The sequence below is a fragment of the Streptomyces sp. NBC_00377 genome (assembly GCF_036075115.1).
Taxonomy (GTDB): domain Bacteria; phylum Actinomycetota; class Actinomycetes; order Streptomycetales; family Streptomycetaceae; genus Streptomyces.
The window spans coordinates 1-25230 of record NZ_CP107958.1 but is presented as its reverse complement, the minus strand read 5'-3'; the positions used below and the strand labels follow the sequence as shown (position 1 = coordinate 25230).

Below are 25230 nucleotides of genomic sequence, written 5' to 3'. Positions count from 1 at the left end.
GGGGTGGAGTGGGTCGGGGGGTGTGCGTCGCGCACCGGTCGTCACTCCCTGCCCCTCGTTCCGCTTGCACCCTGATCCTGGCGTGGATACGGCCTGATGCCTGGAAGGGGTTCGAGTGGCTGACTCACCTCGTGACTGCGAGACGATTCTCGCGCAGGCCGCGGCCTTGGTTGCGCCGTTGGTCCGGTCCCGGGTACACACCCTGCCTCCTCAGGTCCGGCATGTCGCGGGGCTGCATTTCGGGTGGTGGAGTGACGACGGCACGGTCCTGGACGCGCCGGCTGTCAGCAAGGGAGTGCGCGCGGCCCTTGCCCTGTTGGCGTGCCGGGCGGTGGGCGCCGCGCGGGTGGCGGCTGTGGCGGTGGAACTGGTCCACAATGCCAGCCTGCTTCACGACGATGTCATCGACGAGGATCCGCTGCGCCGCGGCCGGCCCGCGCTCTGGGCGGCCAAGGGTGTTCCGGCGGCGATCCTCGCGGGCGACGCCTTGTCCTTCGCCGCCGTGCAGACCATGGCCGAGGCGCCGGACGCGGGCCGGACGGTGCCGGTGCTGCCGGCCGCCGTGCAGGCGCTGATCGACGAAGCCCTGAAGCTCACCGAGGGGGGCAGGCCATGAAGCGGTTGCGTACCTGGAAAGCCCACGACCACAAGCCGAGCCCCGCCTACCCGCCGGGAGTCAGCCCTCTCCCCATACCGGACGGCTGGTACATGGGCCTGGCCGGCGAGGTGAAGCCCGGCCAGGTCGTCACCAGGAGGCTGGGGCGCGAGGACGTGGTTCTGTGGCGCACGGCTCAAGGCACGCTTCACGGGAACCGCCCCTACTGTCCCCATCTCGGAGCGCACCTCGGAGTGGGCGGAACAGTGCAAGGCGACACGCTTGTCTGTCCGTTCCACGGCTTCCGCTTCGACGCCACCGGCGCCTGCGTCCGGTCATACGACGCGGCTCCCGTGAAGGCGGCCCTGCGTACGGTCGAGGTACGTGAGATGTGCGGGTTCATCCTTGCCTGGAACCACCATGCCGGTGCCCCACCCGTCTGGGAGATCCCCCGCCTGAACGACACCGGATGGAGCGCCCCCGCCCAGGCGTCCATTGAATTCTCCTCCCACCCGCAGGAGGTGATGGAGAACTTCGTCGACACCGGCCCCGTGACCCGTCTTCACCAGAACACGATCGTCGGATGCGAAGTCACCGGCCTGAAGCCGGACGGCCAAAGCTGGTCGGCGGACTTCGCCCTGCGCCTCAGACTCCCCGGAGGCCACACCTTTGCCCACGCCTTCTCCTCCGAGATCCACGGGCTGGGATACCTGCTGGCAGAGATCGACATCCCCTACGGATCTCTCCGGGCATGGCTGATGAACATCCCGTCCGGCGCATGGCGCGTCCGTTCCACCTTCCTGTTCAGCGTCCGCTCCACCCTCCCGCGTCCCGTGAAGGGCGTGTATGCGGCACTGGCCTCGCACGCCGCCCTGTGGGCCAACCTCAATACCGTCATGCTTCCTGACAACGGCGGAGACGTTCCCCTGTGGAACGCGAAGAGATACAAGGACCCGCCACATCTGGCAGCCGGCGACGGTCCCATCGGCCGGTACCGGAAATGGTGCAGGCAGTTCTACCCCCAGGACACCGTATGAGGGCGCCTCGGCGAACCGCCCGTCACATACTCGAGGACACCTACGCGCTCGCCTCCCCGGCACTGCGCTCGGCGGTCAGCAAATTTCCCAAAGCGATACAGCACCCGGTGGGAGTGCACTTCGGCTGGTGGGACCGGGACGGCAACTCACTTCGGTCGAACCCGGGAAAGTGCCTGCGGTCCGCTCTGGTGATCCTCTCCTGCCGGGCCCTGGGCGGAAGCGACCATCAGGCCCTGCCCGCCGCCCTGGCCGTGGAGATGGTGCACAACGCCTCACTGCTGCATGACGACATCATCGACAACGACCGGCTGCGCAGAGGCCGCGCATCCCTGTGGTCGGCCATGGGAGTACCCGCCGCGATCCTCGCCGGAGACGCCCTGTTCTTCGGCTCCGTGCAGGCCTTGACCGGCGCGCCCCACGCCGACCGTACGGTTCCCGTCTTGCTGTCCGCCGTGCAGACCCTCATCGAAGGGGAGTTCGTGGACACGCTCATGGAGAAGGACACCACGGCAACGCTCGACGATGCCCTGGACATGATCGCGGGCAAGACCGCCGAGCTCCTCTCGTGTGCCTGCACCCTCGGGGCGATCCTGTCCGGCGCCGACGACGAGCGCGTACAGCACCTGGGCCGGTTTGGTCTTCTCTTGGGCGTCGCGTTCCAGTGCACCGACGACGTCCTCGGAATCTGGGGCGATCCCGAGTCCACCGGGAAGCCGGCCATGTCGGATCTGCGGTCACGGAAACTGTCCGTCCCGATAGCACTCGCGATCAACGAAAACGGCCCGCCGACAGAGCGCCTGCGTGCCCTGTACCGCAGGAAGGAACCCCCCACGGAAGCCGAATGCCGCACCATCGCACACGAGTTGGAACGCGATGGGGTGCGCGAGGCGGTGGTGAAACTCGCACGGGAGAACGCCGGGGAAGCGCTCGCGGCCCTCAACTCCTGCGACCCCGACCCGGTCACCGTGGAAGAACTGGCCGAGCTGACGAAGATGATCCTCCAACGGTCATCCTGAACCCCGGTGAAGAGGCGCCATGACCGTATCCGTACACGTTCCCTTCGACTTCTACTGCCCCTTTACGCCCGAGGAGAGCCCGGAAAAGGCGGCACTCGCCGAAAACAGCATCCGGTGGACACAGAAGTTCGGGTTCGGACACCCGCCCGAAAAGCTCCTGGCCTACGGCGGCGGCGGGGCCCTCCTCACCGCCCACCTGTTCCCCTGGGCCCGAGGGGAAGCCGGGCAAGCCCTGTCCGACTACTCAGCCTGGGCCTTCCTCATCAACGACTCCGTGATTCCCCCAGACGCCGACAGGCCGCTCGGCGACGTCGTCGAGGAGATCGCCCGGTGCGTGCAGGTGTGCTGGACAGCCGGGGCGCTGCCCGACTGCACAACGCCCGTGGTGGTCGCGGCCGCTGAGGTCTTCGACCGCATGAAGCGGGTCCTGACGCCGATCCAGTTCGTCCGCTTCACCCGCACTCAGGCCGAATGGCTTCAGACCATGCTGTGGGAAGTGGCGATGCGCGAGCGCGGCCACCACCCCGGCGTCAACGAGTACATCGCCATGCGGATCGGCGCCGTCGGGTGTTTTGCGACCCTCGGCTACATCGACGGCCTCGCCATGACGAATCTCCCCGAGGCGGAACTGAGCACCCCCAAGGTGCGGGCCGCCTGCCTGGCCGCACTCTTCGCCGCCGCCCTGGACAACGACCGCTACTCGCTCGCCAAGGAAGCCGGCAGACCGAAGGACAACATCTTCAGCGCCCTGCGCATCGACGACCCGAACCTGACCGAAGCCCAGTCCATCACCGACGGCATCGCCCTGCGCGACCGCATCCTGCACCTGTACACGAGACTGCGCGCGGAAATCTTGCCCACCGCCAGCCCGGACCTGCAGCGCTACCTGCACTACGTTGAAAACGTCGTCTCCGGGAACCTCTACTTCGGCACGCACGCCCTGCGCTACTACGCCCCCGGGGGCGGGCCGGAGGTGACCGTGTCCGAACACGCGCCGCCGGGAACGGGCCTCACAGCCCCTCCGTACCCGGCTATCTCCTGGTGGTGGGACCAGCTCAGCGCGACGGCGAGGTGCGGGGCTGTCTGGTGAGGTCGAGGAGCAGATGGTCCGGGACGTTCTCGACGCCGCGGCCAACAACCCGTGGGGCTTCCCGCAGCGGGACGCCGACGACCCGAGGCCGAGGACGTACGGATCACCGACGCAGTCGACGTCCTGGCCCCGCCGCTCCTTAAGCGCGGATGGACTCCCGGAAGCGTTCTACCTCGCACCTCCACACAGACCGGCGGCACGTGCAGCCAGCCGCGAGGCGAGCCGCACGGCCCTCTGAACCGTGTCCGCCCGCTTGGGTCCACGCCCGCCTGTTGCCACTCCCAGGAGGGGATGAGCGCCCACTCGCGTGCCGAGGGCACCGCCCGAAGCGCGGGCAGCGGGCCGGGAGCCGGGGCACCGTCGAGCGGTCGATCGGCGATGCGGGTGTGGAGGGGGACTCCCGCCGTCGGCCGTTGCTATCCGTCCGGTGGCCAGCACGTTTCCGGTCCGTCGGCGGCTGAGTCGGGTGCGGCTGCGGTTTGTGCCCCGAGGACAGCGCCGTCTGCGGGGCCGGTCGCCAGGGCACCGGCGACCGGCCCCGCGGGGGTGTCGGTCAGGGGTTGTGGGACCTGGTCATGGGGAACGGCAGGAGCTGGGCGACGACTTGGCCGGGGTTGTCGAGCGGGGCGAAGTCGACGGGCTGCTGGACTTGGTAGATGTTGCCCTGCGGGGGGAAGACGGTGAGCCGGTCGCACAGGGTGGTCATCGTCCGGGTGTTGGACAGGACCGCGGGGCCACCGCCGCCCGGGGGCTTCTCGATGGTGAGCGTGAAGTCGTGGAAGAGGGTGTGGCGCAGGACCGGCGGCATGGTGCTGGTGACTTCGAGGAGGCTGAGCGGGGTGGTGTCGACGTCGGCCTGCGAGAGGGTGACCTTGCCCAGGATGGGGGAGTCGGCGCTGTACTCCTCGCCGATGATCCTCATCTTCACGCCGCCCTGGCCGCCGGGGATGCTCTCCTCGACGCGGAACCTGATGCCGCCCTTGATGTCCAAGGTGACGAGGCCGAGCACGTTGATCTGCAGCGGGACGTTGACCGCGTAGCTGGAGCAGGGGATCTCCAGCCCGATCGGGGGGAGTACGCCACTGAGGGTGGTCACGGGGAATGCCTCCGAGTGTGGGCGGTCCACGCCGGGCGGCGCTGACACGCTGCCCGAGCATTGATGCGCCGCACGCTACCGACCGGGCCGTGCACCACCCTGCCGCCGTGCCGGGTGGCCCCCGTAAGGATGAACCCGCCGAGGGCGTGGTGCGCCGTGCCCCTGGGTAACCATGGTGATCTCCCCGGCACGTCGCCCCACTGCCCGTCCGGCCGCCGATTTGGGTTGCTCCCGGAAGGGCTCCGGCCCGGCGTCCTCGCACGATCGGACCGTGTGCACCGAGCTGCTGCAGACCGTGGCCCGCGGCGACAACCTCACCCTCGAAGACCAGCTTCGGTACTGGTCCGAGGAACTTCGCCGCCGCTGACCGAGACCGCCGGTGATGGCCAGCAAGACCGGAGGCATCGCTGCGGCTCTGCTTTCCTTGTGGCGCAACCGTGCCAGGCGCGGCTCGTTGGCCAGGAGTGCTCACCCCTCCCTTCCGTCCCGTAGCCGGCCCGCGCGGACTACCGCTGCTGGGAAACCTGCCCGCCTTCGGGCGTGACCCCTTGGCGTTTCTAGAGCGTCTGCGCGACGACTACGGAGACGCGGTGACCTGGTCGCTCGGCCCGATGCGGATCCTCTTCCTCGCGCACCCCGAGCACATCGCGGAACTGCTCGCAGCCGACGAGCGAGACTACGAGACCCTGGACGCCGGCTGGGCGTTCAAACGACTGATCGGCAACAGCGTCATGCGCAGCCAAGGAGCCGAATGGCGTCGCAAGCGATCCATGGTCCAGCCCACCGTCCGGCCCCGCCAGGTACGCCGATACGCGACGACGATGGTCGACTGCGCAGCGGCGCTCGCCGACGACTGGCGAGACGGCAGCCGCGTCGACGTGCTGCGCCAGATGTCGCTGCTCTCCCAGCGGATCGTGGTCCGCACGCTGTTCGGCAACGACCTCGGGCACCAGGCCCGCGCGCTGGGTGAGGCGATGTCGCAGGCAGGACGGGAGATCGGCGCCGAACTACGAGGGATCGGGCTCTTCCTGCCGCCATGGGTGCGCACCCCTGCCCGACGGCGACTGCTCGCCGCCGTCGCGACCATCGACCACGAGATCGACCGGCTCATCCACGCCCGCCAGACAGCAGGGGACGGACATGGCCACGGTGAGGACCTGCTGAGCGCACTGCTCACAGCCCGGGACGAGGAAGGCCGGCTCCTGACCACCACGCAGGTACGCGACGAAGCCGTCACCCTCTGGATCGGCGGCCACGAGACCACATCCACGGCGCTGACCTGGACCTGGTACCTCCTGTCGGCATCCGCGGACGCCCGCCACCGGCTTTATGAAGAGCTCGACCGCGTACTCGGCGGCCGCCCGCCGACCATCGACGACTACGAACAGCTGACCTGGACTCAGCAGATCATCAAAGAAGCCCTGCGTCTGTACCCACCCGGATGGATGATCCCGCCCAGACTCGCGCAGAACGGCGCCACCTTGCACGGAAGCCCGATCCCGGCCGGGACGACGCTCTGGTGCAGCCAATGGGTCACCCACAGAGACCCCCGCTGGTTCCCGAACCCGCTTGCCTTCCGCCCCCAACGCTGGGACGCCGGCCCCGCACAGACCACGCCTACCTGCGCTTGGTTCCCGTTCGGAGGCGGCCAACGCGCCTGCCTCGGCGCACGGTTCGCGCTGGTTGAGACAGCACTCGTCCTCGCCACACTTGCCCAGCGCTTCCACCTGGACATCGAAGGAGACCCGACACCCACAGCCGGACTGCAACTCCAGCCGGCCACACGGCTGCACGCCACCCTGCGAACCCGATGACCCGACCGCCCCGCATCCCAGAGCCGAGCCCGGCACGGCATTTGTTGCTGCGACCGGGCGAGCCGTTCCGGTGCCGTAGGCGGTTCAGCGGAAGCGGCACCGCAAGGGGCCACAACCGGGCTTCTTCTGGGTCGTTGCTCACCGTGTGGGCGCGCACCAGGCGCGCCTGGTGGATTCGCTTACGGGCTCTAACAAAAGTTGTTGATCATGTGACTGTCGGTGGGTCTGTTCGTTGTTCTCTGCGTGGGGAAGAGACAGTCGCGGCCGTGGATCGTCTCGGATGAACTGTGGTCGCTGATCGAGCCGTTGTTGCCCGAGCCGGGGCCGAAGCAGGTTGAGGGCCGGCCAAGAGTGCCGGACCGGCAGGCTCTGTGCGGGATCTTGTTCGTGCTGCATACCGGCATCCAGTGGGAGTACCTGCCCCAGGAGTTGGGCTTCGGCTCGGGCATGACGTGCTGGCGGCGCCTGGCCGCCTGGAACGAGGCCGGCGTCTGGGACAAGTTGCACGCGGTGCTGCTGAAGAAGCTGCGGTCGAAGAACCAGCTGGACTGGTCGAGGGCGGTGATCGACTCCTCCCACGTCCGGGCCGCCCGCCGGGGCCCAAAAGCGGTCCCAGCCCGGTCGACCGCGCACGGCCGGGCAGCAAGCACCACGTCCTCACCGACGGACAGGGCATCCCGCTCGCGGTGTCTCTGACCGGCGGGAACCGCAACGACGTCACTCAACTCCTGCCCTTGCTCGACAAGGTGCCGGCTGTCGCCGGGGCTGTCGGCAGGCCGCGCCGACGGCCCGACATGCTCTTCGCCGACCGCGGCTACGACCACGACAAATACCGGCGCCTCCTGCGCGAGCGCGGCATCCGGCCGGCGATCGCCGAACGGGGACAACCGCACGGCACCGGCCTGGGCACCTTCCGCTGGGTCGTCGAACGCACCATCGCCTGGCTCCACGGCTTCCGCCGACTCCGCATCCGATGGGAGCGACGCGACGACATCCACGAAGCCTTCCTCGGCCTCGCCGTCTGCCTGATCACCCACCGCCACGTCCAACGCCTTTGTTAGGAGTTCTAAGACCAGCTGATGTGAGTTCAGGTGAGGTCAAGTGCGGCTTGAGCGGGGCCATATGAGATCACATGGGGTGTCGTGTGGCGCGATACCAGGTGAGACTGAGCTTTCCTGTGTCTAACTGAGCTCGTTCGTGGCAGAGTTGTCGGATGCCGCGAATGCTTCGAATGCCCGGTAAAGATGTGCTGCCGCCCGGTCCCAAGCGGGACCTCGTCGCCGAGCTCTATGTGCACTACCGGCTTGCAGCGCGTCCTCCGCTTCCGAAGATCGCGGCGCTCACCGGCACCGAGTCCAACCCTCACAAGGTGAGTAGGGAAACCATCCGGCGTCTGCTCACCGGGACAACGACCAGCCAATGGGCGGTCGTCGATGCCCTCTTGATCGCTCTGTGCCAGCTGCAAGATCGGGATCCCGACGGCCGTCGCTGGCCGGAGCCGGAAGACAGCCGCTGGGACGAGAACGATCCGACGACTTGCCGCGAACATCTGCGCCGACTGTGGAACGACGACATTGACGGCCTCGAACCGGACGAAGCACCGGCAACTCCACCCGCCGCGCCGGCGCCGGTGCCCCCGGCCCGGCAGCCTTCCGGCGGGTGGGGTGGTTCTGCATCGCCCCCGGCAGACGACCCATGGGCTACCAGTTTCCCGGTCCCGGTCAAGGCCCCTGCCCAACCAGGTGGCTACAGCGACGAACCTCCTTTCTGAGAAGGACTCTCCCACTACCAAGGCCGCGTCTTTCCAGGTGCAGATGTCCTTGGACTGGCGTCCCGAGAACCGCTCGGATAACCAGAGCGGAGTGGCGTACCGCCGTCGTGCCCGGAACCGCGGGCGGCCGGGTTCCGGGCACGACGGCAGTTACATGCCGAGCATGCGGCGTACGGCTTCGGCCGGGTCGATGCCCAGCGCGTAGGCGACGGCGCCCCCGCCCACTCCGGCCCCGGCCGACTTCGCCAGGACACGCTCGACTTCGGCTGACCCGACGACAGCGGGGCCGGACAGGATCACCCTGTCCGGCCCCGCTGCTCGTTCCCGGCTGCTCACCGGCTGAGTCGGATGCGCGGCCCCCACGCGAACTCGAGGTCGTCCAGGAACACGGTCTCCAGCTCCTTCTCCCAGTGGCCGCGCAGGGTCCGCGACGTCGCCAGCTACCTGCTGCGCATCGCCGACACCACCGCCACCGCCGGGCGCGGGCGCGTCGCCTCCAGCGCCATGCTGCTCGCCCACGTCCAACAGCCGGCCTCCCCCGCCCCGGAGGAGACGACGGCGGACGAACCCACCCCGGACCCGGTGCCGCCGCTGGAGGCGACGGACGTCCTGCGCTCGGCCGCTCCCGTGGGCCGTGGCCGCACCGGGGACGCGCCACTGGCCGGACGGGTCGGACTTCCTGGACGTCGCGCTGAGCGCGGTGGGCAACGAGGAACGCGCGGGGTACATCGAGCCCCTGGAGGCGTTCCTGGAGCAGTACCGAGCCCGCTTGGAGGAGCTGCTGCGCGCGTACGGGCCGGGCAGCAGGCCCGCCTCGCACCGCCGGTACCCGCTGGTCGGGCAGCCCGAGACCCTGGTCATCCTGGAGCGGATGGAGACCGCGCCGTTCCTCCTTGGGCGCCGGCCACCGCCCCGGCCTCCAGCTTCGCCACGATGTCGTCGGCCTGCTCGTGTCCGATCCCGGCGGGCGGCCAGGGCCTGGAAGACGGTGAAGCGCGCCGCCGTGGCCTCGTGCTGGTGGTGGCTGAGGCGGCCCAGCTCCTGGCCGTACGCGTCGGCGTCGTGCTGCTCGGTGCTCACGCGGTGCCTCCCTTGTCGTGGCGGGTGCGGTTGGCGACCCAGTCCGGATCGCGTACGGGCGTCGGCGTTCGGGTCTCGGTGGCGGGGGTGCGCATGATGCGCCAGCTGGTGCGCGGCGCGGTGACGGCGTGGACCAGGACGACGACGGCCTGGCGGGTGACGCCACCCCGGACCCACGCCCCGGTGAAGCGGACCTGATCGGTCGCCCAGTCGCCCAGCCGCTGCCACGGGCGCAGCCGCCCGAGCAGATAGCCGGCCGCGAGCGCGCCGGCCGCGGTGACGACGGCGCCCATCACGTCCACCGCATTCCGATCGCGGACAGCTGTTCCATCCGCTCTGGGGACAGCGTCGCGGCCCTGCTCCGCTGATTGCCGATCCATGCCCCCGCTTGTGCTGCCGCTCCTCCTGGTCCTCGCCGACGATCCGCTCGATGTGCTCGGATGCCGATTTGTACGCGTCGTGCTTCGATGGACGGGAGAGAATGGCGCACCTTTATCGGTGCCCCACTGTCAGGCCGTCTCCGAGGCGCCGGAGCCCGTCGGCCACAGTCGCAGAAGCCCTGGACCGGGGCCCAGCGGACGAGCCAATGTCTTTCTCAACTCCCTCACAAGTGGAGTCCCACTATGCGCAAAAACCGGACGCGCCGTCTTTTGACGGCATCTGCAGTTCTTGTAGCCGGGGCCATGTTCTGGCCCGATACTGCGGTTGCGCAGTTGGCCACGCCCAATACCTCGGCACGGGTAGGGGGAGACTTCAAGATCGTCAACGTGCAGACTCGCAAGTGTGCGACGGTCGCGGGTGGTGTCTCCACCGCCAACAACGTCGAGCTCGTCCAATACAACTGCGACACGCACCCCTCGCGCCGCTGGGTCTTCACCAACTTCGACGGCAGCTCCTACCAGATCTTCAACGTGCAGACCCGCAAATGCATGACCGTCGCGGGTGGTGTCTCCACCGCCAACAACGTCGAGCTCGTCCAATACAACTGCGACACGCACCCCTCGCGCCGCTGGATCATCGCCTGGAACGGCAGTTCCTACCAGATCATCAACGTGCAGACCCACAAGTGTGCGACGGTCGCGGGTGGTGTCTCCACCGCCAACAACGTCGAGCTCGTCCAATACACCTGCGACACGCACCCCTCGCGCCGCTGGACCCTACAGCAAGTCGGCGTGCCCATAGACTGAGCCTGAGCAACGGTGCAGGGACTCGCCGGCCAGCTGTACCGCCGCTGACCCCGTGCAGTCTCGCCAGACGCATGAAGGAGGCCCATCGGCGGGATGCCGACGGGCCTCCTTCAGTGTGAGTGGGCGCGTTGGTGGCATTGGGTGGGTGTCAGCGGGATGAGATGCTCGATGCCCTGGTCATGGGGAGGGTTTGCGGCCCGGTCTGCTGTCATGAGGTGACCAAGTGGCTGCTTTTTTCCGGCCAGTGTGGGGTAGGTCGGCTGTCGTGGGGGTGGCTGTTCCTGTGGTTTGAAGGACAACGGCAGTGACGCCCGCGAGACTTGGACTCGGCAGTGGGCCGGCGAGGGAGCTCCGATGAGGACGCCTGACGGGCTGGATGAGTTTCGTTGGCGGTGGATGCTTCTTCGCCGTCCGAGGACCGAGTGGTTCTTCCTGCTCCACGCCGCGACGGTGCCTGCTGGGTTCCAGGATATTCGTGTCTACGGGCGTGACGGGATATCGGATGCGCGGCTCGTGTGGAAGGTCTGTCATAGTGCGAGCGGGGTGTCATCTCGAAAATCTCGCTCTCCCCGGAAGTGCAGCGGCAAGGCCTTGGTACACGCCTTGTCGACAGGGCACTTCTGGATGGTCCCGGCTATCGCTGGACGACCAGTAGCCAGTCCCCGGATGGTCGGGCGTTCTTCCGGGCGATGACGGAACGCACCGGCGCCGAGTTCTCAGCAGGGGCCCGAACGTGCGAGCACATCCAGGAGAGTCGGCCCGGACGCCATAAGCCGACACTGGACAGACGCCTCCACCGGGCACGTCGCTGATTGCCGGCGCCCCACCTCTGACTGGGGAAGAGGCGCGGGGGCGCCTTCTTGTCGCAGACGCCTTTTGACCGGTCGGATATGAGGCTCGCTGTGCCGGGATGGTAGTTGCCGTCACTGCCGGCATGCAGGTGCCTTCGTGGGTGAGCCAGGGGCAGTACAGGCCGATGTCAGTGGGGTGGGGTGCTGGCAGCAGACCACGGGGCCGGGTCGTGGAACTGGTTGCTGTCATGGGGTGACCGGGTGGCTGTCACGGTGTGGCTAGCAGGTCGCGGTCCAATTGTGTTGGGTTTGCCTGTTTCTGTATGGGTGGGTGGCCGGGGCGGGTGGGGTTGGCCGTGTGACGGCTTTACAGACCCCGGTGTGGGAGGACGCCGATCCGGCCGACCTGGGGCGGACGGATGAGCGGACCGCCCGCGGCAACTTCCGTACCTGGGCGAAGATCACCTCGCATGTCTGTGCAGCCCGGGGCCGCGACCCCGGTGCGGGCGTGGATCGGGACGCAATCGACCAGGCCTGCGCCCGGCTCGGTCCGTACTCATGACGGCCACTCTCACGCGCCCGGGGCACACCGGTTCCGACGGCAGAGAACCTCACCCCGTTCGGCGAGGAGGAGAAGCGCGCGATGACGGACAACGGACCGCAGGACACCAACGGCGGCCACGGCGTTGACGCGGGAGGGCAGTGGCTGCCACCGCCGGGGGATCCGGCGGGTGTGCTCGGGAAGCAGTCGCTGGTTGCGCTGCGGGCGCCTGCGGTGCGTCGCCTGCTGGCGCTGCGGGCCCGGGGCGGTCTTTCGCGACAGCACGTGCGGCTGGCGGGGGAGTGCCTGGGGGCATCGGAGCGCACGGTGTGGCGGTGGCTGGCCGAGGCATCCCAGAACCCGGCGGCGGCTGCGCACCCCGGAGCCCGCCACACCGGCCGGTTCGAGATCACCGCAGAGATCCGGGTGCTGCTGGCGTACTGGCACGGCAACGCCTCCGCAGTCCACCGCCAGCTCATGGAGCGCGCCGCGGCCGAGGCCGGGGGCGTATGCGCGCAAACGTCCGGTACTGCCGCGCCCGTCCCGCCGGACCCGGTGGCTGTTCCGGGTGGGGCAGCCCTGCCGCAGGTGCCGCTGCTGGATCCGGTCCCGTCCCTGTCGACGTTCCTGCGCGCGCTGCGCCGTGATCTGACGGCGGGGGAGCGCGCCGGTCTCGCCATCGGACCGGAGGCAGCACGCGCCTATGACGTGTTCGGCAAGCGTCCGGCGGCATGGCGCAACCACGCCTGGGAGACCGACCACGTCCAGGCCCCGCTGCTGGTCGACGCCGACGGCGACCTGGTGCGCCCGTGGATCACCTGGTTCATCGACACCGCCACCAAGGTCATCACCGGCACCGCTGTCACCCCGGGCCATCCCTCCCGCGCGTCGGTGCTGGCTGCCTTACGCGCTGCAGTGGTGCGGGATGAGCCCTACGGCCCGGCCGGGGGAGTGCCGGAGCTGGTGAGGATGGACCGGGGCAAGGACTTCCTGTCGGCCGCCGTCACCACCGCGCTCGGCGCGATGGGTGTGACGGTCAAGGACCTGCCCGCCTACAGCCCGCATCTGAAAGGAACGGTGGAAAGCCTCAACCGGGCTGCGGACCGGATGCTGTTCGCCGCCCTGCCCGGCTACACCGCCGGGCCCACCGGGCCCCGCTCGCAGCGGCGCGGACGTACTGCGGGGGCGGTGTCCGCCCTGTCGTTCCAGGACTTCACCGCGGAGGTCCTGGCGTGGACGAACTGGTGGAACACCGCGCACCGCCCGAAAGCCCTGTCCGGCCGCACGCCGCTGGAGGCGTGGCAGGCCGATCCGACCCCTGTCACCGACATTCCCGCCGCCGACCTGTGGGCCTTCACCCTCGAGGACGACGGCCGGCCCCGGAAGCTGACCAGCCACGGCGTGAGCTGGCGCGGCCGCACCTACACCGCCGCGTGGATGACCGGCCAGGCCGGCCGCCAGGTCCGCGTGCGCTACATGCCGCACCACGACCACGAGATCGAGGTCTGCGACGCCCGTGGCCGCCACCTCGGCCCGGCGCACCTCACGGACGCGGCCACTCCCGAGCAGTTGCAGGCGCTGCGCGAGGCACGTGCGGAGCGCGCCCGGCGCCTGCGCGCCGACGTGAAGGCCGCTGAACGCCTGCGCCGCCAGCGCTTCGCCCCCGCCACCAGTGCGGAGCCCGCCCAGCGGCTGGGGGCCGTCACGGCCGCCCAGGCCGAGCGTGAACTCGCCGCCGCCGACTACACCGACGTCGCACGGCTGGCACTGCCCGACCTGATCCCGCCCGCCCCGCCTCCGGCGCACTGGCGCACCCCGCCCGCCCTTGCGGCCGGCACAGCGACGCCCCCGCCCGCCGCCGCTCCAGCAGACCCGCCAGCGGACGTTGCGCCGGATCCCGGCTCCCGACCCGCAGGAGACACCTGATGACCGCGGCCACCTACCAGTACGTCGACCTGCCCGATGCGTCCGTGGTCACCACCCGCGCCCTGCTCACCGCCCGGGAGAACATCACCGACACCGTCGCCGCACGCGCCATGATGTGCATCCACGGCGGCGCCGGCCACGGCAAGACGCTCGCGGTCAACACTTGCCTGCACGAACTCGAACCCGCAGAGGACGTCCGACGGGTCACCTTCCGCGCCCGCCCCACCGCCCGGGCCGTGCGCTACGAGCTGTTCACCGCCCTCGACCTGCCCGGCGAGCCGCCCCGCCACCCCAGCGAGTTCGACCGCCTGCTGAAGAACGCCCTGGCTGAACACCCCCGCACCTTCCTCGTGGACGAGGCCCAGTGGCTCAACGGGGAGGCGTTCGAAGTTGCGGGACTGGAGGTGCTGCATGTCCGAGCTGTTCGACGCAGTCGACGCGCTCATCGCGTCCCGTTCCCCGCTGCCGCCCCCGGCGGAGCGCAGGCGGCTGCGCCAGGCGCACGGCCTGACGCTGGACGAGGTGGCCGCCGCACTACAGGTGCGGCGCGCGACGGTCGGCGGCTGAGAGGCCGGTAAGACCGAGCCGCGGCCGCCGGAGCGCGACGCCTATGCCCGCATGCTCAAGCAGCTCGCCCGGCTCTACCCCGCCAACGCTCCGGTGCGCTTTGAGGACACGACGGTCCCCGAGACGCCTGACGTTGTGGCCGTTCCTGCGCCATCGGCAGCTGAACCGGCCCAAGCCCGCACCGAACCCACAGGCTCGATCCAGGAGCCGGCTTCTGAGGACACCGCGCTGCGCCCTGCCGCTGTGCCGCATCCGGGGGCCACGACCAGGCCGACGTCGCGTCGGTCGCCCGCGCGTAAGGCCGCCCCCGCCAGCAGCCCAGCCGGTGGCGCCGATGCGCGGTTCGAGAACGGTCCGCTCGCGGTCGTCGACGTTGAGGACGGTCAGGTGCTGGCGTACTGCGTCGGCGGCCTGGTCCTGGACGTACCGGCCAAGTCGATTGCGGCCCTGGTGGAGTGGACGCTGAGCGAGGGGCGGCTCGGTCAGCCGAAGTTGTCCGGGCCGGGCAAGGACGCCGACCCGCTGATCGTGCTGACCGGGGCCGCGTGCGAGCACTACGGCCTGCCGGTCACGCTCACCAAGGAGGAGCGCCTGGCCGGGCGGATCCCGGAGGGCCACAAGGTCATCAAGCAGTTGACGCGCGCCGACTGGCAGCTGACCAAGCGCGGGTTCGGGCCGTGGGCGAGGATCTACCGCCCCGCGCAGGGCTCGGAGCGCTCCTGCGTGCAGTTGTGCATTCCGTCGTGGGACGCGCTCGACACCCGGCACTGGGCCGACACAGGGCAGTTGCCGCCTGCGGACCTGGCCAGGCTGCTGGGCACGTATGCGGCCCGCGTGATGACGCCGCGCGGATCGACCGCCGTGACCGGCCTGGAGCTGATGACCGCGCTGCACCCGCCGACTCGTGCCTCCGAACCGGACGCAACGGGCAAGCGGCACTCCGAGCACAACCCCGGCTCTCTGGGCAAGGATCCGGTGGACTGCGCACCGTGCGAGGCCCCCGACGGGCACCCGCTGCTCGCAGACCTGCCGCGCTTCCACCACCGCACCCCGGCTGAAGTCTTGGTGGAGGAGGCGTACGACTGGGCGCGCCCGCTCACCGACGCCGAATGCCTTCGCCCTCACCTGGTGGGCGTCGACGTGAACATGGCCTTCGCCGCTGGCGCGAACGGACTCACGGTCGGTCTGGGGGCGCCGACGCACGTCAAGAACCCCGTCTTCGATCCGAAGCTGCCCGGTTCCTGGCTGGTCGACCTGTCCCACGTCGACCTGTCCCGCGTGAAGGTGGCCAAGGACAAGTGGGCGCAGCTGGACGCCGGGCTGCTGCCCAGTCCGTTCACGCCGAAGGGGGAGCGGCCCGAGGGCTCGGCCTGGTACGCCACGCCGACCGTGGCGTACGCAGTGGAGCTCGGCTACGACGTCGCGCCGGTCGAGGCGTACGTCCGCCACGACAACGGCCGCTACCTGGACGCCTGGTACAACCGGCTGCGCGACGCCTACCTCGCCACGATGGCCGACCTCGGCGTGCACGCCGACATGGAGCCGGCCGACTTCCTCGCAGCGATGGACGGCTACCGGCAGCGGGACCCCCAGCTGGCGATCGTGGTGTCCGCGATCAAAGCGACCGTGAAGGGCGGCATCGGCAAGCTGCGCGAGCGCCCGCGCGGGGAGGGCTGGAAACCCGGCCAGCCGTGGCGGGCCCTTGCCCGGCCCACCTGGCGCCCGGACATCCGCGCCGCCGTCATCTCCCGGACCCGGATCAACATGCACCGCAAGATCGTCAAGCACGCCGCCTTCACCGGGCAGTACCCGGTGGCCATCCTCTCGGACTGCGCCGTCTACGCCTCCGACGGGCCGTCACCGCTGGACTTCCTGCCCTACCGGGACGGCAAGCCGCTGCCCGGCGGATTCAGGCTCGGCGTGAACCCGGGCCTGGTGAAGTGGGAGGGCACTCAGAGCGTGCTGTGGGGCGAGGGTGTCCGCGAGCAGTTCGACGCCCCGGACCTCAACCTCGCGCGGTACATCAAGGACGGTACCGTCACCGACCAGGACACCGGGGAGTAGGTAGAGCGCGATGAGCCTGTTCGGCAACGGCCTGGACGCCGCAGTGCACAAGGCGTTCACCCGCCCGGCGCCCAAGAGCGCGGGAGCGCAGATGCGGTACCTGGTCAAGCAGCTCAAGGGCACCAAAGCGGTCGCCCAGATGCTGCGGATCTCGCAGCGCACGGTCGAGCGGTACGTGAAGAACCAGATCAAGAAGCCCCGCCCGGACCTCGCCGCCCGCCTGGAGCGGGAGGTGAAGAAGCGGTGGCAGCCGCAGATCCGCGCCCAGGCGCGGCAAAAGGCGGCGACCACCGGCGGCATCGTCATCGACACCCGCGCCCGCATCGGCTACACCGCACCAATCGGCACGACGGACGAGGACCGCCTTCGACACCTGACCGTCGCGCTGCCGCCCCGCTACGCCGCCCGCCTCTCCGACGGCCAAGAGGCCGGCGCCACCGACCGGCAGCTCCAGCAGATCGCCGCCGAAGCACTCAAGGAGATGTACTTCCAGGACAACGGCCGCCGCGCCGGCCAGCTGGAGGAGGTCCGCGCATCCTTGAGGAACGCCGTGCCCTGATCAAGCAGCACCTCGGGAAGGACGAAGGCGCGCTGTTCGAGATCGCCAACCGCTTCGACCTGCGCCACCGCCGGGCCGACCAGCGCGGCGAGTACGACGAAGCATTCCTCGACTGGATCTTCTGGTGGTACCTCGCCACGGTAGAGCTGACCAACCGGCTGATCGCGTCGCGGAGCCGCGCCTGAGCCGTGGCGCCGAACGTGCCTCCCCGATCGGGTGACTGTCTCAGTGATCGTCCTGTTCGGAGGGCGGTCCGTACTGCTCGATGAGGTCACAGGTGCAGGTGCCGCCGTCGTACACCGACTTGTCGCACTCGTCATGGTGGTCCTGCTGCGGCTGCGGCTGCGGCAGCAGCTGCGCCGGGACGGTCCGTGCGGTGACTGCTCCGGGCCGGGCCGGGGCGGGCTGGTGGGCGGCGCGGAACTCGGTGTCGACCACGGTGGAGGCGATTTCGTCCTTGCTCCACTTCTCGGGGTTGTTGTACGGCATCAGGCCGCCTGCGTAGGCCATGCGCAGCAGTTCGGCCTTGGTGTGCTTGCGCATCAGCTCGTTCATGCGCCGCGCCCGCGCACTGCCCTGCGCCGCCTGGGTCTCGTTCTCCGTCACGGTGTCGCCCTGGTCGTGGCCCTTCTGCGCCTGTGCGTCCGATGGCGCGGGCTGGAGGGGACCGTCGTCGACCGATGCCGGGCTGGACGGGGCCGGCACCGCTGCCTTCGCCCAGGGCACGCCCAGGGCGGCGAGGGCGGCCTGCTGCTCGGGGCTGAGCTTGTCCCACCTGGCACGGGTGTTCGAAGTCCATACATCCAGCTTCACGGCCACCGGCTCCGCTTCCTCGTCGACCGCGATCTGCTCGCTGTGGCCGCGCGGCACTGACCGGTCGAAACCCTCCCGCTCGACCCACTGCGCGAGGGCCGCCAGGCCGCGCTGGAAAGCCTGCTGCGCCTTGCCCGGGCCCTTCGTCGCGCGGGTGGCCGCCGGGGCGGGAGACGGCGTCTGGACGGGCTTCACACCAAGGGGTGGACAGCCGCTCCTGCTGCTCGGTCGACAGCTGCGCCCAAGTAGCCGGCTAGGACTGCCGCTGGAGCCACCGCCCGATGTCGTCGCCGTCCATCAGCACGCCGGGCTGGATGTCGGGGAGGCTGCCGTCGGCGTCGACCAGGTCGGCGAGGACGCGGTAGTGGCGTTGCCAGTCCAGTGGCCACGGGCAGTTCCTATCCGGGTCGATCGCCGTCAGCTGCTGCGCGCGCTCCGCCGCCCGTTCCTGGTCCTTCCCGAGGCCGCCCTTCCGGCGCAGATCCGCTTCGGAGGCCCATCCGCGGGCCGTTGCGAGTCCGCGACGTTCCCATTAGCAGTGGTTCGTGAAGACGCCTCGGTTGTTGAGGTACTTCATGCTGAACCAGCCCTCTTGCTGGGTGCCCTCGATCCGTCCCCATATCCAGTTGGGTTCGCCGTCGATCGACTCGCCAACGACGTAGCAGTGGAAGTAGACCTTCGCGTTCCTGTTCGCGTAGCCGTAGGCGTCACAGGATGTGGAGGGGCCGCTGCGGCGGGCGAGTGCGTCGACGAGCACGTAGCCGTACGAGGAACTGTTATTGGTGTGGCTCGGATGTGTGCATGCTGGGGCAGCCACAGCTGCGGTCGGCATCAGCATCAAACTCGCGGACGATACAGCAGTGACGAGCGTTGCAGTCACAATTCGGAGCGATTTGCGCATGACTTCCCCCTTGGTCGTGGACGTGAGAATTTGGAGCGGGCTGGCCATGGGCCCTCAATGCTGCCCTCGCCCTTCGGGCGGGACGCCCGGGGGCCGCAGGTATGGCGGCAGTGGCGCGGCCGTCAGCGGTTGCGGACGGTGTGCAGACGGCTTTCAGTGCGCCGAGCCGACGGCCAGATGGTGTGGCCTGTATCGGCCGGAACTGAGGACGGCGCAATTGTCACTGCCTCCCTCTGAGATCCGTGGCTGTCTACCCGCGATTTAACGGGCGGTTGAATAGACATGGTGCTGGATGTGTTCGTGGTGTTGTTGGCATCGCGTGCACGGTTGTTGGCACTCAGCGCACGGCCTATAACCCGCGGTACCGGGTCTGGTGGCGGTGGTCGCGTGGTGTGATGCCGTACAGCGTCTTGAAGGCGCGGCTGAAGGATGTGGGCTCGAGCAATCCCCAGCGTGCGGCGATGGAGCTGATGGACCGGGCGTTGAGGCGGGGGTCGGCCAGGTCGCGGTGGATGCGTTGCAATCTGCTGCGGCGTATGCCGTCGGCGATGGTGGTTCCCTGGCCCTGGTAGAGCTGGTGGAGGTAGCGGACGGAGATCTGGTGGGCGGCGGCGATGGAGGTCGGTGTGAGGCCGGGGTCCTCGAGGTGTTGCTGGATGAACGCGTTGATCCGGGTACGTAGGGCGGTGTGCTGCGTTTCGGGCGGCAGGAGGTCTTCGGTCCGGGCGGCCTGGGCGAGCATGGCGCTGAGCAGATCGAGGGTGACGCCTGCCAGGCGGGGTGCGTCGCATTCCTCGTACTGGGGCGCGTGGTTCATCAGGTCGGTGAGGTAGTGGCGGAACAGTGCGCCGATGCCTGTCTGTCCCTGGATGCGGGTCAGGGTGAGCCGGTCGAGGGTGTTGGAGTGCAGGGGCAGTCTGGCCCGGGGTATCTGCACGATCAGTGATGAGACGTCCGGGTGGTCACGGGCCGCGGTTTGGGCCTGGCAGGGCCGGGAGGAGTCGTAGAGCACCAGATCGCCCTCGCCGACGCCGACGTGCCGGCCCGACTGGCTGAGCCCGACTTCCCCACGGACGGTGAGCCACAGCTGGAACACCTCCGGATCACCTTGCCGGATCATCGCCGGGGTCCGGCGCGCATGCATGGGCGGGTAGCTTTGCGCGAAGGTCTGGATGTCGCCCAGGTTCAGTGCCTGAGAGCTGGCGAGGAAGTCATCCAGGTGATCGCTGGCCATCGTGGTGCGAAAGTGCGCCTGGGAGATCATCGCTTCCCAGTGGTCGAATCGTTCGGTTCCCGACAGGTGTTCCGTCGAAAATGCCGTCCAGATCACTGTCCCGCCGTTCCTCTCTCTCAGGGCCCTACATTCGGTTGGCGGTCGGTGCGCTGTGTGCCGAGGAGTGCCTCTTGCCGATACGTGTTCGGCGGGATCCCGTAGGCCCTGCGGAATGCGCGGGTGAATTCGGAAGCACGGACATAGCCCCAGCGTGCGGCCAGGAAGCCGATGGGCCTGTCGGACAGTTGGGGACTGACGAGGTCCCGGCGGCAGCCCTCCAGGCGCCGGTGCCGGATCCAGGCGCTTACGGTGACGCCCTGAGCCTGGAACAGTCGGTGCAGGTACCGCACGGAGATGTGGTGGGAGGCGGCGACGGTGGCGGGCGACAACTGGGGGTCGGCCAGATTGCGTTCGATGAAGGAGTGGATGCCGGCCATCAGCGCCTGCTGACGGCTCTCACGTGGAACGCTGTCCTCGGTGTCCGTGTGGTGCGCGAGGAACGCGGTGATCAGGTCCACGGTGAGTCCGCCCAGACGTATGGCGTCCTGCGGCCGGCATGCGTGGGACTCAGGTGCCAGGCGGATCAAGAACTGTGACAGGAGGGCCCCCATACCGCTGTCGCCCGGTAACGGAGCCCCGAGGAGGCGGTCCACCTTCGCCGCAGGGAGAGGAATCGCCGTACGTGGCACGTTCACGACGATCCCCTCGACGGCACCGGCGTCGTCGGGGAAGGCCGAGGCGTCGCACGGCTGCGAGCTGTCGTACAGCAACAGATCCCCAACCCCCACTGACGCGTCACGCTGGCAACGGGAGATGCTCTGTCGGCCTCTGACTGTCAGGGCCAGGTGGTACAGCTCGGGGTCGGAGCGACGCACCAGCGCCGACGTGCGACGTGAGCGCAATGACGGATAGGACAGCACCGACACCTGAGCGGCCCCAAGGTCCAGCAGCTGGAAGCAGGCACGGAAGTCATCGGCGTGGTCGCTGGTGATCTCCGTGGGCGTGAGTGTCTGCGACGTCATCTCCCGCCACCACGCGAAGCGATCGGCTATTGGTAGGTCCTCACTGCGCAACACGGTCTCGATCACGTGACCACCCCCTCCCATCATGTCCTCATCAAGCCATCGAAGGGTAGGGCCGCCGGCTCTGCGTGTACGGATCGAAAGACCATGACGGACTGGGTGTCTGTCATGCCCATTCGACGCCCAACTTCCGGAGCGCGACCAGCTGCTCCTGGGTGAGCTTGTCGCGCCTGGTCTTGATGTTGCTGTACCAGATGCCGAGCTTGGTCTCGGTCCCGTCGGGCAAGGTCTCCACCGCCTTACGGGGTACCGGTCGGTGGCCTTCGCGCTCGATCCATTGCGTGAGGGCTGTCAGGCCGCGTTGGAACGCCTGCTGCGCCTTGCCTGGGCCCTTAGTCGCACGCGTGGCAGCAGGGGCGGGAGACGGTGCCTGGACGGGCTTCACGCCCAGCTTGGACAGCCGCTCCTGCTGTTCGGTCGACAGCTGGGCCCAAGTAGCCGGCTGGGACTGCCGCTGGAGCCACCGCCCGATGTCATCGCCGTCCATCAGCACGCCCGGCTGGATCTCGGGCAGGACACCGCCGGGTTCGTCCTCGACGAGGTCGGCGAGGATGCGGTAGTGGCGTTGCCAGTCCAGTGGCCAGGGGCAGTTCCAGTCCGGGTCGACTGCGGCCAGCTGCTTCGCGCGCTGTGCCGCCCGCTCCGGGTCCTTGCCCAGGCCGCCCTTCCGGCGCAGGTTGGCCATGTGCTGGCCGACCGGCACCATCGCCTCGCCCTCGCCCCACACCGCGTCCTGACGCGGAGCGAGGTGCCCCATGGCCCGTCGGTAGGACCGCAGCGCGGCGAGCTTGTTCTCCCAGGCTTCCTCGCCCGGCTCCCACACCATGCCGGCCTCCGGGTCGTCGAGCAGGGTCTTGCGCCGCTCCTCCAGCTCTCCGGCCCGCAGTGCCTTCCGCTGCTGGTGGACCCAGCGCCCTAGCGGGAAATCCTTCGTGACCCCGACTTCGGTCTCGACGTCGTAGGGAACGGCGTAGAGGCCGGTGATCTCGTTCTCCTTCCGCCACCGGAGCAGGGCCTGGTAGCCCTCCAGCCACACCAGGGACTCCGGCCGGTAGACCCGGGTGCGCAGGAAGGCGGCGATGGTCGCGGCGTCGCGCGGGCTGGAGAAGTGCAGCAGGGCCGCCTCGGCAGCGGCGTCGGTGTCGTCCTGCTCCTGGTCCTCGCCGCCGGCCTCGACGATCTGCCCGTCCTCGTTTCGCCGGACGTGGACCTTGCGCTTCCCGCTCGTGAGCGCACGGGAAGCGAGCTGCTCGACCAGACGTTCGTCATGCGAACGCAGGCCCTGAAGGACCGCTACGAGGGGGCGGAAGGAGGCGCTGGCGACCATGTCGGTGGGGTCCTCGCCGGGCTCCAGGAAGATCGGCACGATGATCCTGGCGACCTTCGTGGTGCCGTCGCGGTTCAGCCTGAGCGCGCGGCCGATGTTCTGCACGATTTCGACCTGGGAGCCGCGGGTGTCGGCGAAGCAGATGGCCTCCACTCCCCGTTCGCCGGTGATGTCGACGCCTTCCCCGAGAACGCGAACGCTGGCGAGGAAGGCGCGGTGGACCCGGCGCCCGGCCGCGTCGATGCCGTTGGCGAACTGCCGCAGGATCTCGCGCCGCTCACTGACGAGGTGGTCGCCGCACAGCCACGCCGACCACACCCGCTCCGGCGGCACGTGCCGGCCGGTCTCCAGTTCATAGAAGGCCGCGTCGATCGACGACGCGGGGAGCCGGTCCGCGGCCGCCAGGTCCTCGTCGGAGGCGTCGTTCATGTACAGCTCGGCTGCCGTCTCGGGGAGCTTCTCCGCGAACGCGGCGGCTTCGTCGACCTTCTGGTGGAACGTCATGACGGTGCGCAGATTCCACGCGGCGGCGTGCTCCAGGAGCGCGGTCTGCAACAGGGCCAGGCGCCGGCCGCGCCGCGCCTCCTCGGATTCCCCGAGGACGGGTGAGGGGTCGCGGATCTCCAGCACGTCGATCTCGAAACCGGCGAGGATTTCGCGCTCGATCGCCTCCGAGAGTCCGAGCTCGGCGAGCCATGCGCCGTAGGTGCCGTCGAGGTCGTCGGCCATGGTCGCGATCTCCGCCTCCTGGCCGCCCGCGCCTTTCTGCGGCCGGGGCGCGGCGAGGATGCGCGGGGTGGCGGTGAGGTAGAGCCGGAAGTCAGCGGGGATGCGGGCGTTGTCGTGGATTGCCGCCCACGGACGGCCAAGATCGCCTGCGGTTGAGTGCGCTTCGTCCACGATCGCGAGGTCGAAGCCGTCCATTTGCTGTCCGTAGAGCCGCTCCCCGCCCGTCAGGGCGGCCTCCAGCGGCCCGCGAACCTTCCGCTGGCCCGTCGGGTCCTCCGGGTCGTCGCGGTCCACGAGAGAGGCGTACGTGGCGAACACGACCACCGGCCCGGACCTGGCCCACAGGGCGAGCTGGATCGGGTTGGTGGTGGTGCGCACTCCCAGCTCGTTCAGTACCGGGTCGTTCTCCAGCGAGCACACCGCGACCATCGGTGCCCGGTGGCCCACCAGCCGCCACGCCTGGGCGGTCTGCACGAGCAGGTCAAGGGTCGGGACGGTGACGAGGATCCGCCCGCCGGGGAAGCACTCGAGCGCACTCGCGGCAGCGGTGATCGTTTTCCCGGATCCGGTCGCGGACACCAGCATGCCCCGCGCTCCCCGGGCAGGCATAGGCGATCTTGCAAAGAAACTAGCCCACTCCCGAATTTTTGCTTTTTGTGTTACCTGATGCTCCCGGAGGCTGATCACAGAATTCCACCCCTTCTTTTCCCGGGAGAAATCAGTTTCCTCCACCACGAGCAAGTAGAAGCTGGTGACCTGTCGGAGGCAGGAGGGAAGGGGTATCTGTCCGCCCCGCCGCGTGCGGGCAGTTCGTCCTCGAAGTCACAGGCGGCCACAGCTTTGAAGCCGCCACGCCACAGTGCTTCGAGTACGACCGCGACGGCCTGCACCACATCGGCCGGCGCTCCTGCGGAGGCCTCGCACTCCAGCACGGCCGGCCATTCAAGGAAGTCGAAGGGATGGGCCCGCTGGCCCGTGGCGTAGCCGTTGTCCTCGCCGGACACACACAGCGGCCCGACGGCCAGGCACGGCCCGCTGTCCTCGAGACCGAGAGAGCCCTGAAGCCAGGTCACGACCCGAGCCCCGTCCACCGCATCCACATAGATCGAGACATCCTCGTAAGAACAGCCCGAACCGTGGAGGGAAGGTACCGAAGGTTCCCGATCATTCGCCACGCGCACTCCCTGGAGCCTCAACCGTCGTGGGCGCCAGGAAGCGCTGAAGCAACCGCTGCGCCGGCTCGTGGTCGTAGTGCTCGGCGATCTGTAGAGGAGTCTCCCCATCGGCGGCTGGCAGACGCGGATCGGCACCGTACGCCAGCAGGATCGCCGTGGTGGCCGTGTGAAGTGGATGCCCCGACTGCAGGTGACTGTCCCCCTCGAGGTCGATCGCGTGAGTCAGCAGCGTGTGCCCGAAGCACATCTCGTTCGGGTCGGCCCCGGAGTCCAAGAGCACGGCGAGTGTCTCGTAGTCACTTGTCTCCACGGCCTGATGCGCGGGCGTCCACGGCTCCACGTCACGAACAGTTTTCAGCACATCGGAAACCATAACGCCTTTCTCCCCACCCAGTCCGCAGGCCGCTAAGTCACCGGCTCCGTACGAGTGGTTGGTGGGTATCCCGTATTTTCTCCAACGCTACATGCTGCATCACTCTTAGGCACGCACTACACCGAAACCCGACCCGAACGAGCACCCCCCTTCCCCCTAGCCAGCCCGGCCCGCGTAAGCGGGCTCAACGGTTCTGGAGGCGCAGCCGGAAGAGCCGTCAGGCGGGGGAGCGCAGCGGACCCGCCGACCAGGCTGGAGCAAAGCGGAGGCCTGAAATCGGGACGGAAGTCCCGCAGGCCCGGGAGCGCAGCGGACGGGCCGTCACCCAGCTTGCTGCGCAAGCTGGGTGCGCGGGTGGCGCAGCCACCCGCCAGCGCTCCCGCGGAGCGGAGCGCAGCCACCGCGCGCAGCGCGGTGGTTCGC

At 69.1% G+C, this 25230-nt stretch carries 19 protein-coding genes and 6 pseudogenes; 14 read left to right on the top strand and 11 right to left on the bottom strand.

The features are described from left to right. Positions 1–115: 115 nt before the first annotated feature. The 4 genes from OHS71_RS00125 to OHS71_RS00110 are packed head-to-tail and all read left to right on the top strand — an operon-like array spanning position 116 to position 3738. A complete protein-coding gene (locus OHS71_RS00125) occupies positions 116–616 on the top strand; it encodes a polyprenyl synthetase family protein (RefSeq protein ID WP_328475525.1) in 501 nt (166 codons plus the stop codon). Continuing rightward, positions 613–1632: a Rieske 2Fe-2S domain-containing protein gene (locus tag OHS71_RS00120; protein ID WP_328475523.1), complete on the top strand. Its 1020-nt coding sequence runs from the start codon at positions 613–615 to the stop codon at positions 1630–1632. Before OHS71_RS00125 ends, OHS71_RS00120 begins: the two co-directional genes overlap by 4 nt. Further along, positions 1629–2648 carry a polyprenyl synthetase family protein gene (locus OHS71_RS00115; protein ID WP_328475521.1) on the top strand — a complete coding sequence of 340 codons (1020 nt, stop codon included), beginning with the start codon at positions 1629–1631 and terminating at the stop codon, positions 2646–2648. Before OHS71_RS00120 ends, OHS71_RS00115 begins: the two co-directional genes overlap by 4 nt. A 19-nt stretch (positions 2649–2667) precedes the next feature. Next, on the top strand, positions 2668–3738 hold the full coding sequence (locus tag OHS71_RS00110; RefSeq protein ID WP_328475519.1) for a terpene synthase family protein: 1071 nt from the start codon (positions 2668–2670) through the stop codon (positions 3736–3738). 192 nt (positions 3739–3930) lie between these two features. On the opposite strand, the pseudogene OHS71_RS00105 reads toward OHS71_RS00110, so the two are convergent. Both OHS71_RS00105 and OHS71_RS00100 read right to left on the bottom strand, forming a co-directional pair. Continuing rightward, positions 3931–4097 (bottom strand): annotated as a pseudogene (locus OHS71_RS00105) (DNA-3-methyladenine glycosylase 2 family protein); the annotation flags it as partial. Positions 4098–4291: 194 nt separating this feature from the next. Beyond that, positions 4292–4834 (bottom strand): hypothetical protein, encoded by a 543-nt coding sequence (locus tag OHS71_RS00100; protein ID WP_328475517.1) that lies wholly within the window; start codon positions 4832–4834, stop codon positions 4292–4294. Positions 4835–5298: 464 nt separating this feature from the next. Here OHS71_RS00100 and OHS71_RS00095 point away from each other — a divergent pair, with 464 nt between their 5' ends. The 3 genes and pseudogenes from OHS71_RS00095 to OHS71_RS00085 all read left to right on the top strand — a co-directional run bounded on the left by OHS71_RS00095 (position 5299) and on the right by OHS71_RS00085 (position 8419). Next, a complete protein-coding gene (locus tag OHS71_RS00095; protein WP_328475515.1) occupies positions 5299–6648 on the top strand; it encodes a cytochrome P450 in 1350 nt (449 codons plus the stop codon). Positions 6649–6867: 219 nt separating this feature from the next. After that, a pseudogene (locus OHS71_RS00090) lies at positions 6868–7709 on the top strand (IS5 family transposase). Between the two features lie 152 nt (positions 7710–7861). Further along, positions 7862–8419 (top strand): hypothetical protein, encoded by a 558-nt coding sequence (locus tag OHS71_RS00085; RefSeq protein ID WP_328475512.1) that lies wholly within the window; start codon positions 7862–7864, stop codon positions 8417–8419. A 150-nt stretch (positions 8420–8569) separates the two neighbouring features. Here OHS71_RS00085 and OHS71_RS00080 read toward each other — a convergent pair whose 3' ends face one another. Both OHS71_RS00080 and OHS71_RS00075 read right to left on the bottom strand, forming a co-directional pair. Beyond that, the gene (locus OHS71_RS00080) at positions 8570–8755 is read right to left on the bottom strand and encodes a hypothetical protein (protein WP_328475511.1); all 186 of its coding nucleotides are present in this window, start codon (positions 8753–8755) and stop codon (positions 8570–8572) included. 740 nt (positions 8756–9495) lie between these two features. Further along, positions 9496–9792, bottom strand: coding sequence for a hypothetical protein (locus OHS71_RS00075; RefSeq protein WP_328475509.1), 297 nt, complete (start codon positions 9790–9792; stop codon positions 9496–9498). A 147-nt stretch (positions 9793–9939) separates the two neighbouring features. Between OHS71_RS00075 and OHS71_RS00070 the strand changes: the two genes are divergently transcribed. The 7 genes and pseudogenes from OHS71_RS00070 to OHS71_RS00040 all read left to right on the top strand — a co-directional run. Then, positions 9940–10686, top strand: a complete 747-nt coding sequence (locus tag OHS71_RS00070; RefSeq protein ID WP_328475507.1) for an RICIN domain-containing protein — start codon at positions 9940–9942, stop codon at positions 10684–10686. A gap of 1149 nt (positions 10687–11835) precedes the next feature. Further along, complete coding sequence (locus tag OHS71_RS00065) at positions 11836–12039, top strand: hypothetical protein (protein ID WP_328475505.1); 204 nt, start codon at positions 11836–11838, stop codon at positions 12037–12039. Positions 12040–12120: 81 nt separating this feature from the next. Then, positions 12121–13944 carry a transposase family protein gene (locus OHS71_RS00060; protein WP_328475503.1) on the top strand — a complete coding sequence of 608 codons (1824 nt, stop codon included), beginning with the start codon at positions 12121–12123 and terminating at the stop codon, positions 13942–13944. After that, positions 13944–14321: pseudogene (locus OHS71_RS00055) on the top strand (AAA family ATPase); the annotation flags it as partial. The gene OHS71_RS00060 and the pseudogene OHS71_RS00055, both read left to right, overlap by 1 nt. 34 nt (positions 14322–14355) lie before the next feature. Continuing rightward, positions 14356–16575 (top strand): annotated as a pseudogene (tap, locus tag OHS71_RS00050) (telomere-associated protein Tap). 10 nt (positions 16576–16585) lie between these two features. Beyond that, the gene (tpg, locus tag OHS71_RS00045; protein ID WP_328475501.1) at positions 16586–17134 is read left to right on the top strand and encodes a telomere-protecting terminal protein Tpg; all 549 of its coding nucleotides are present in this window, start codon (positions 16586–16588) and stop codon (positions 17132–17134) included. After that, a pseudogene (locus OHS71_RS00040) lies at positions 17110–17319 on the top strand (hypothetical protein); the annotation flags it as partial. The gene tpg and the pseudogene OHS71_RS00040, both read left to right, overlap by 25 nt. Before the next feature lie 40 nt (positions 17320–17359). On the opposite strand, the pseudogene OHS71_RS00035 reads toward OHS71_RS00040, so the two are convergent. The 7 genes and pseudogenes from OHS71_RS00035 to OHS71_RS00005 all read right to left on the bottom strand — a co-directional run. Beyond that, positions 17360–18434: pseudogene (locus OHS71_RS00035) on the bottom strand (helicase associated domain-containing protein); the annotation flags it as partial. 45 nt (positions 18435–18479) lie between these two features. After that, a complete protein-coding gene (locus tag OHS71_RS00030) occupies positions 18480–18779 on the bottom strand; it encodes a hypothetical protein (RefSeq protein ID WP_328475499.1) in 300 nt (99 codons plus the stop codon). Between the two features lie 418 nt (positions 18780–19197). Beyond that, positions 19198–20112, bottom strand: coding sequence for a helix-turn-helix domain-containing protein (locus OHS71_RS00025; protein ID WP_328475497.1), 915 nt, complete (start codon positions 20110–20112; stop codon positions 19198–19200). Positions 20113–20198: 86 nt separating this feature from the next. Continuing rightward, positions 20199–21209 carry a helix-turn-helix domain-containing protein gene (locus tag OHS71_RS00020; protein ID WP_328475495.1) on the bottom strand — a complete coding sequence of 337 codons (1011 nt, stop codon included), beginning with the start codon at positions 21207–21209 and terminating at the stop codon, positions 20199–20201. Between the two features lie 100 nt (positions 21210–21309). Then, the gene (locus tag OHS71_RS00015) at positions 21310–23946 is read right to left on the bottom strand and encodes a DEAD/DEAH box helicase (protein WP_328484347.1); all 2637 of its coding nucleotides are present in this window, start codon (positions 23944–23946) and stop codon (positions 21310–21312) included. Then, positions 23943–24332 (bottom strand): hypothetical protein, encoded by a 390-nt coding sequence (locus OHS71_RS00010; RefSeq protein WP_328475493.1) that lies wholly within the window; start codon positions 24330–24332, stop codon positions 23943–23945. The genes OHS71_RS00015 and OHS71_RS00010 overlap by 4 nt, the downstream gene beginning before the upstream one ends. Before the next feature lie 91 nt (positions 24333–24423). Next, a complete protein-coding gene (locus OHS71_RS00005; RefSeq protein WP_328475491.1) occupies positions 24424–24807 on the bottom strand; it encodes an ankyrin repeat domain-containing protein in 384 nt (127 codons plus the stop codon). Between the last annotated feature and the right edge of the window lie 423 nt (positions 24808–25230).

Excerpts from the sequence above, each read along its gene's own strand:
- OHS71_RS00005 (WP_328475491.1), bottom strand. The coding sequence starts at position 24,807 with ATGGTTTCCGATGTGCTGAAAACTGTTCGTGACGTGGAGCCGTGGACG.
- OHS71_RS00115 (WP_328475521.1), top strand. The coding sequence starts at position 1,629 with ATGAGGGCGCCTCGGCGAACCGCCCGTCACATACTCGAGGACACCTAC.
- OHS71_RS00085 (WP_328475512.1), top strand. The coding sequence starts at position 7,862 with ATGCCGCGAATGCTTCGAATGCCCGGTAAAGATGTGCTGCCGCCCGGT.
- OHS71_RS00120 (WP_328475523.1), top strand. The coding sequence starts at position 613 with ATGAAGCGGTTGCGTACCTGGAAAGCCCACGACCACAAGCCGAGCCCC.
- OHS71_RS00075 (WP_328475509.1), bottom strand. The coding sequence starts at position 9,792 with ATGGGCGCCGTCGTCACCGCGGCCGGCGCGCTCGCGGCCGGCTATCTG.
- OHS71_RS00110 (WP_328475519.1), top strand. The coding sequence starts at position 2,668 with ATGACCGTATCCGTACACGTTCCCTTCGACTTCTACTGCCCCTTTACG.
- OHS71_RS00025 (WP_328475497.1), bottom strand. The coding sequence starts at position 20,112 with ATGATCTCCCAGGCGCACTTTCGCACCACGATGGCCAGCGATCACCTG.
- tpg (WP_328475501.1), top strand. The coding sequence starts at position 16,586 with ATGAGCCTGTTCGGCAACGGCCTGGACGCCGCAGTGCACAAGGCGTTC.
- OHS71_RS00030 (WP_328475499.1), bottom strand. The coding sequence starts at position 18,779 with ATGCCGACCGCAGCTGTGGCTGCCCCAGCATGCACACATCCGAGCCAC.
- OHS71_RS00060 (WP_328475503.1), top strand. The coding sequence starts at position 12,121 with ATGACGGACAACGGACCGCAGGACACCAACGGCGGCCACGGCGTTGAC.
- OHS71_RS00070 (WP_328475507.1), top strand. The coding sequence starts at position 9,940 with ATGCCGATTTGTACGCGTCGTGCTTCGATGGACGGGAGAGAATGGCGC.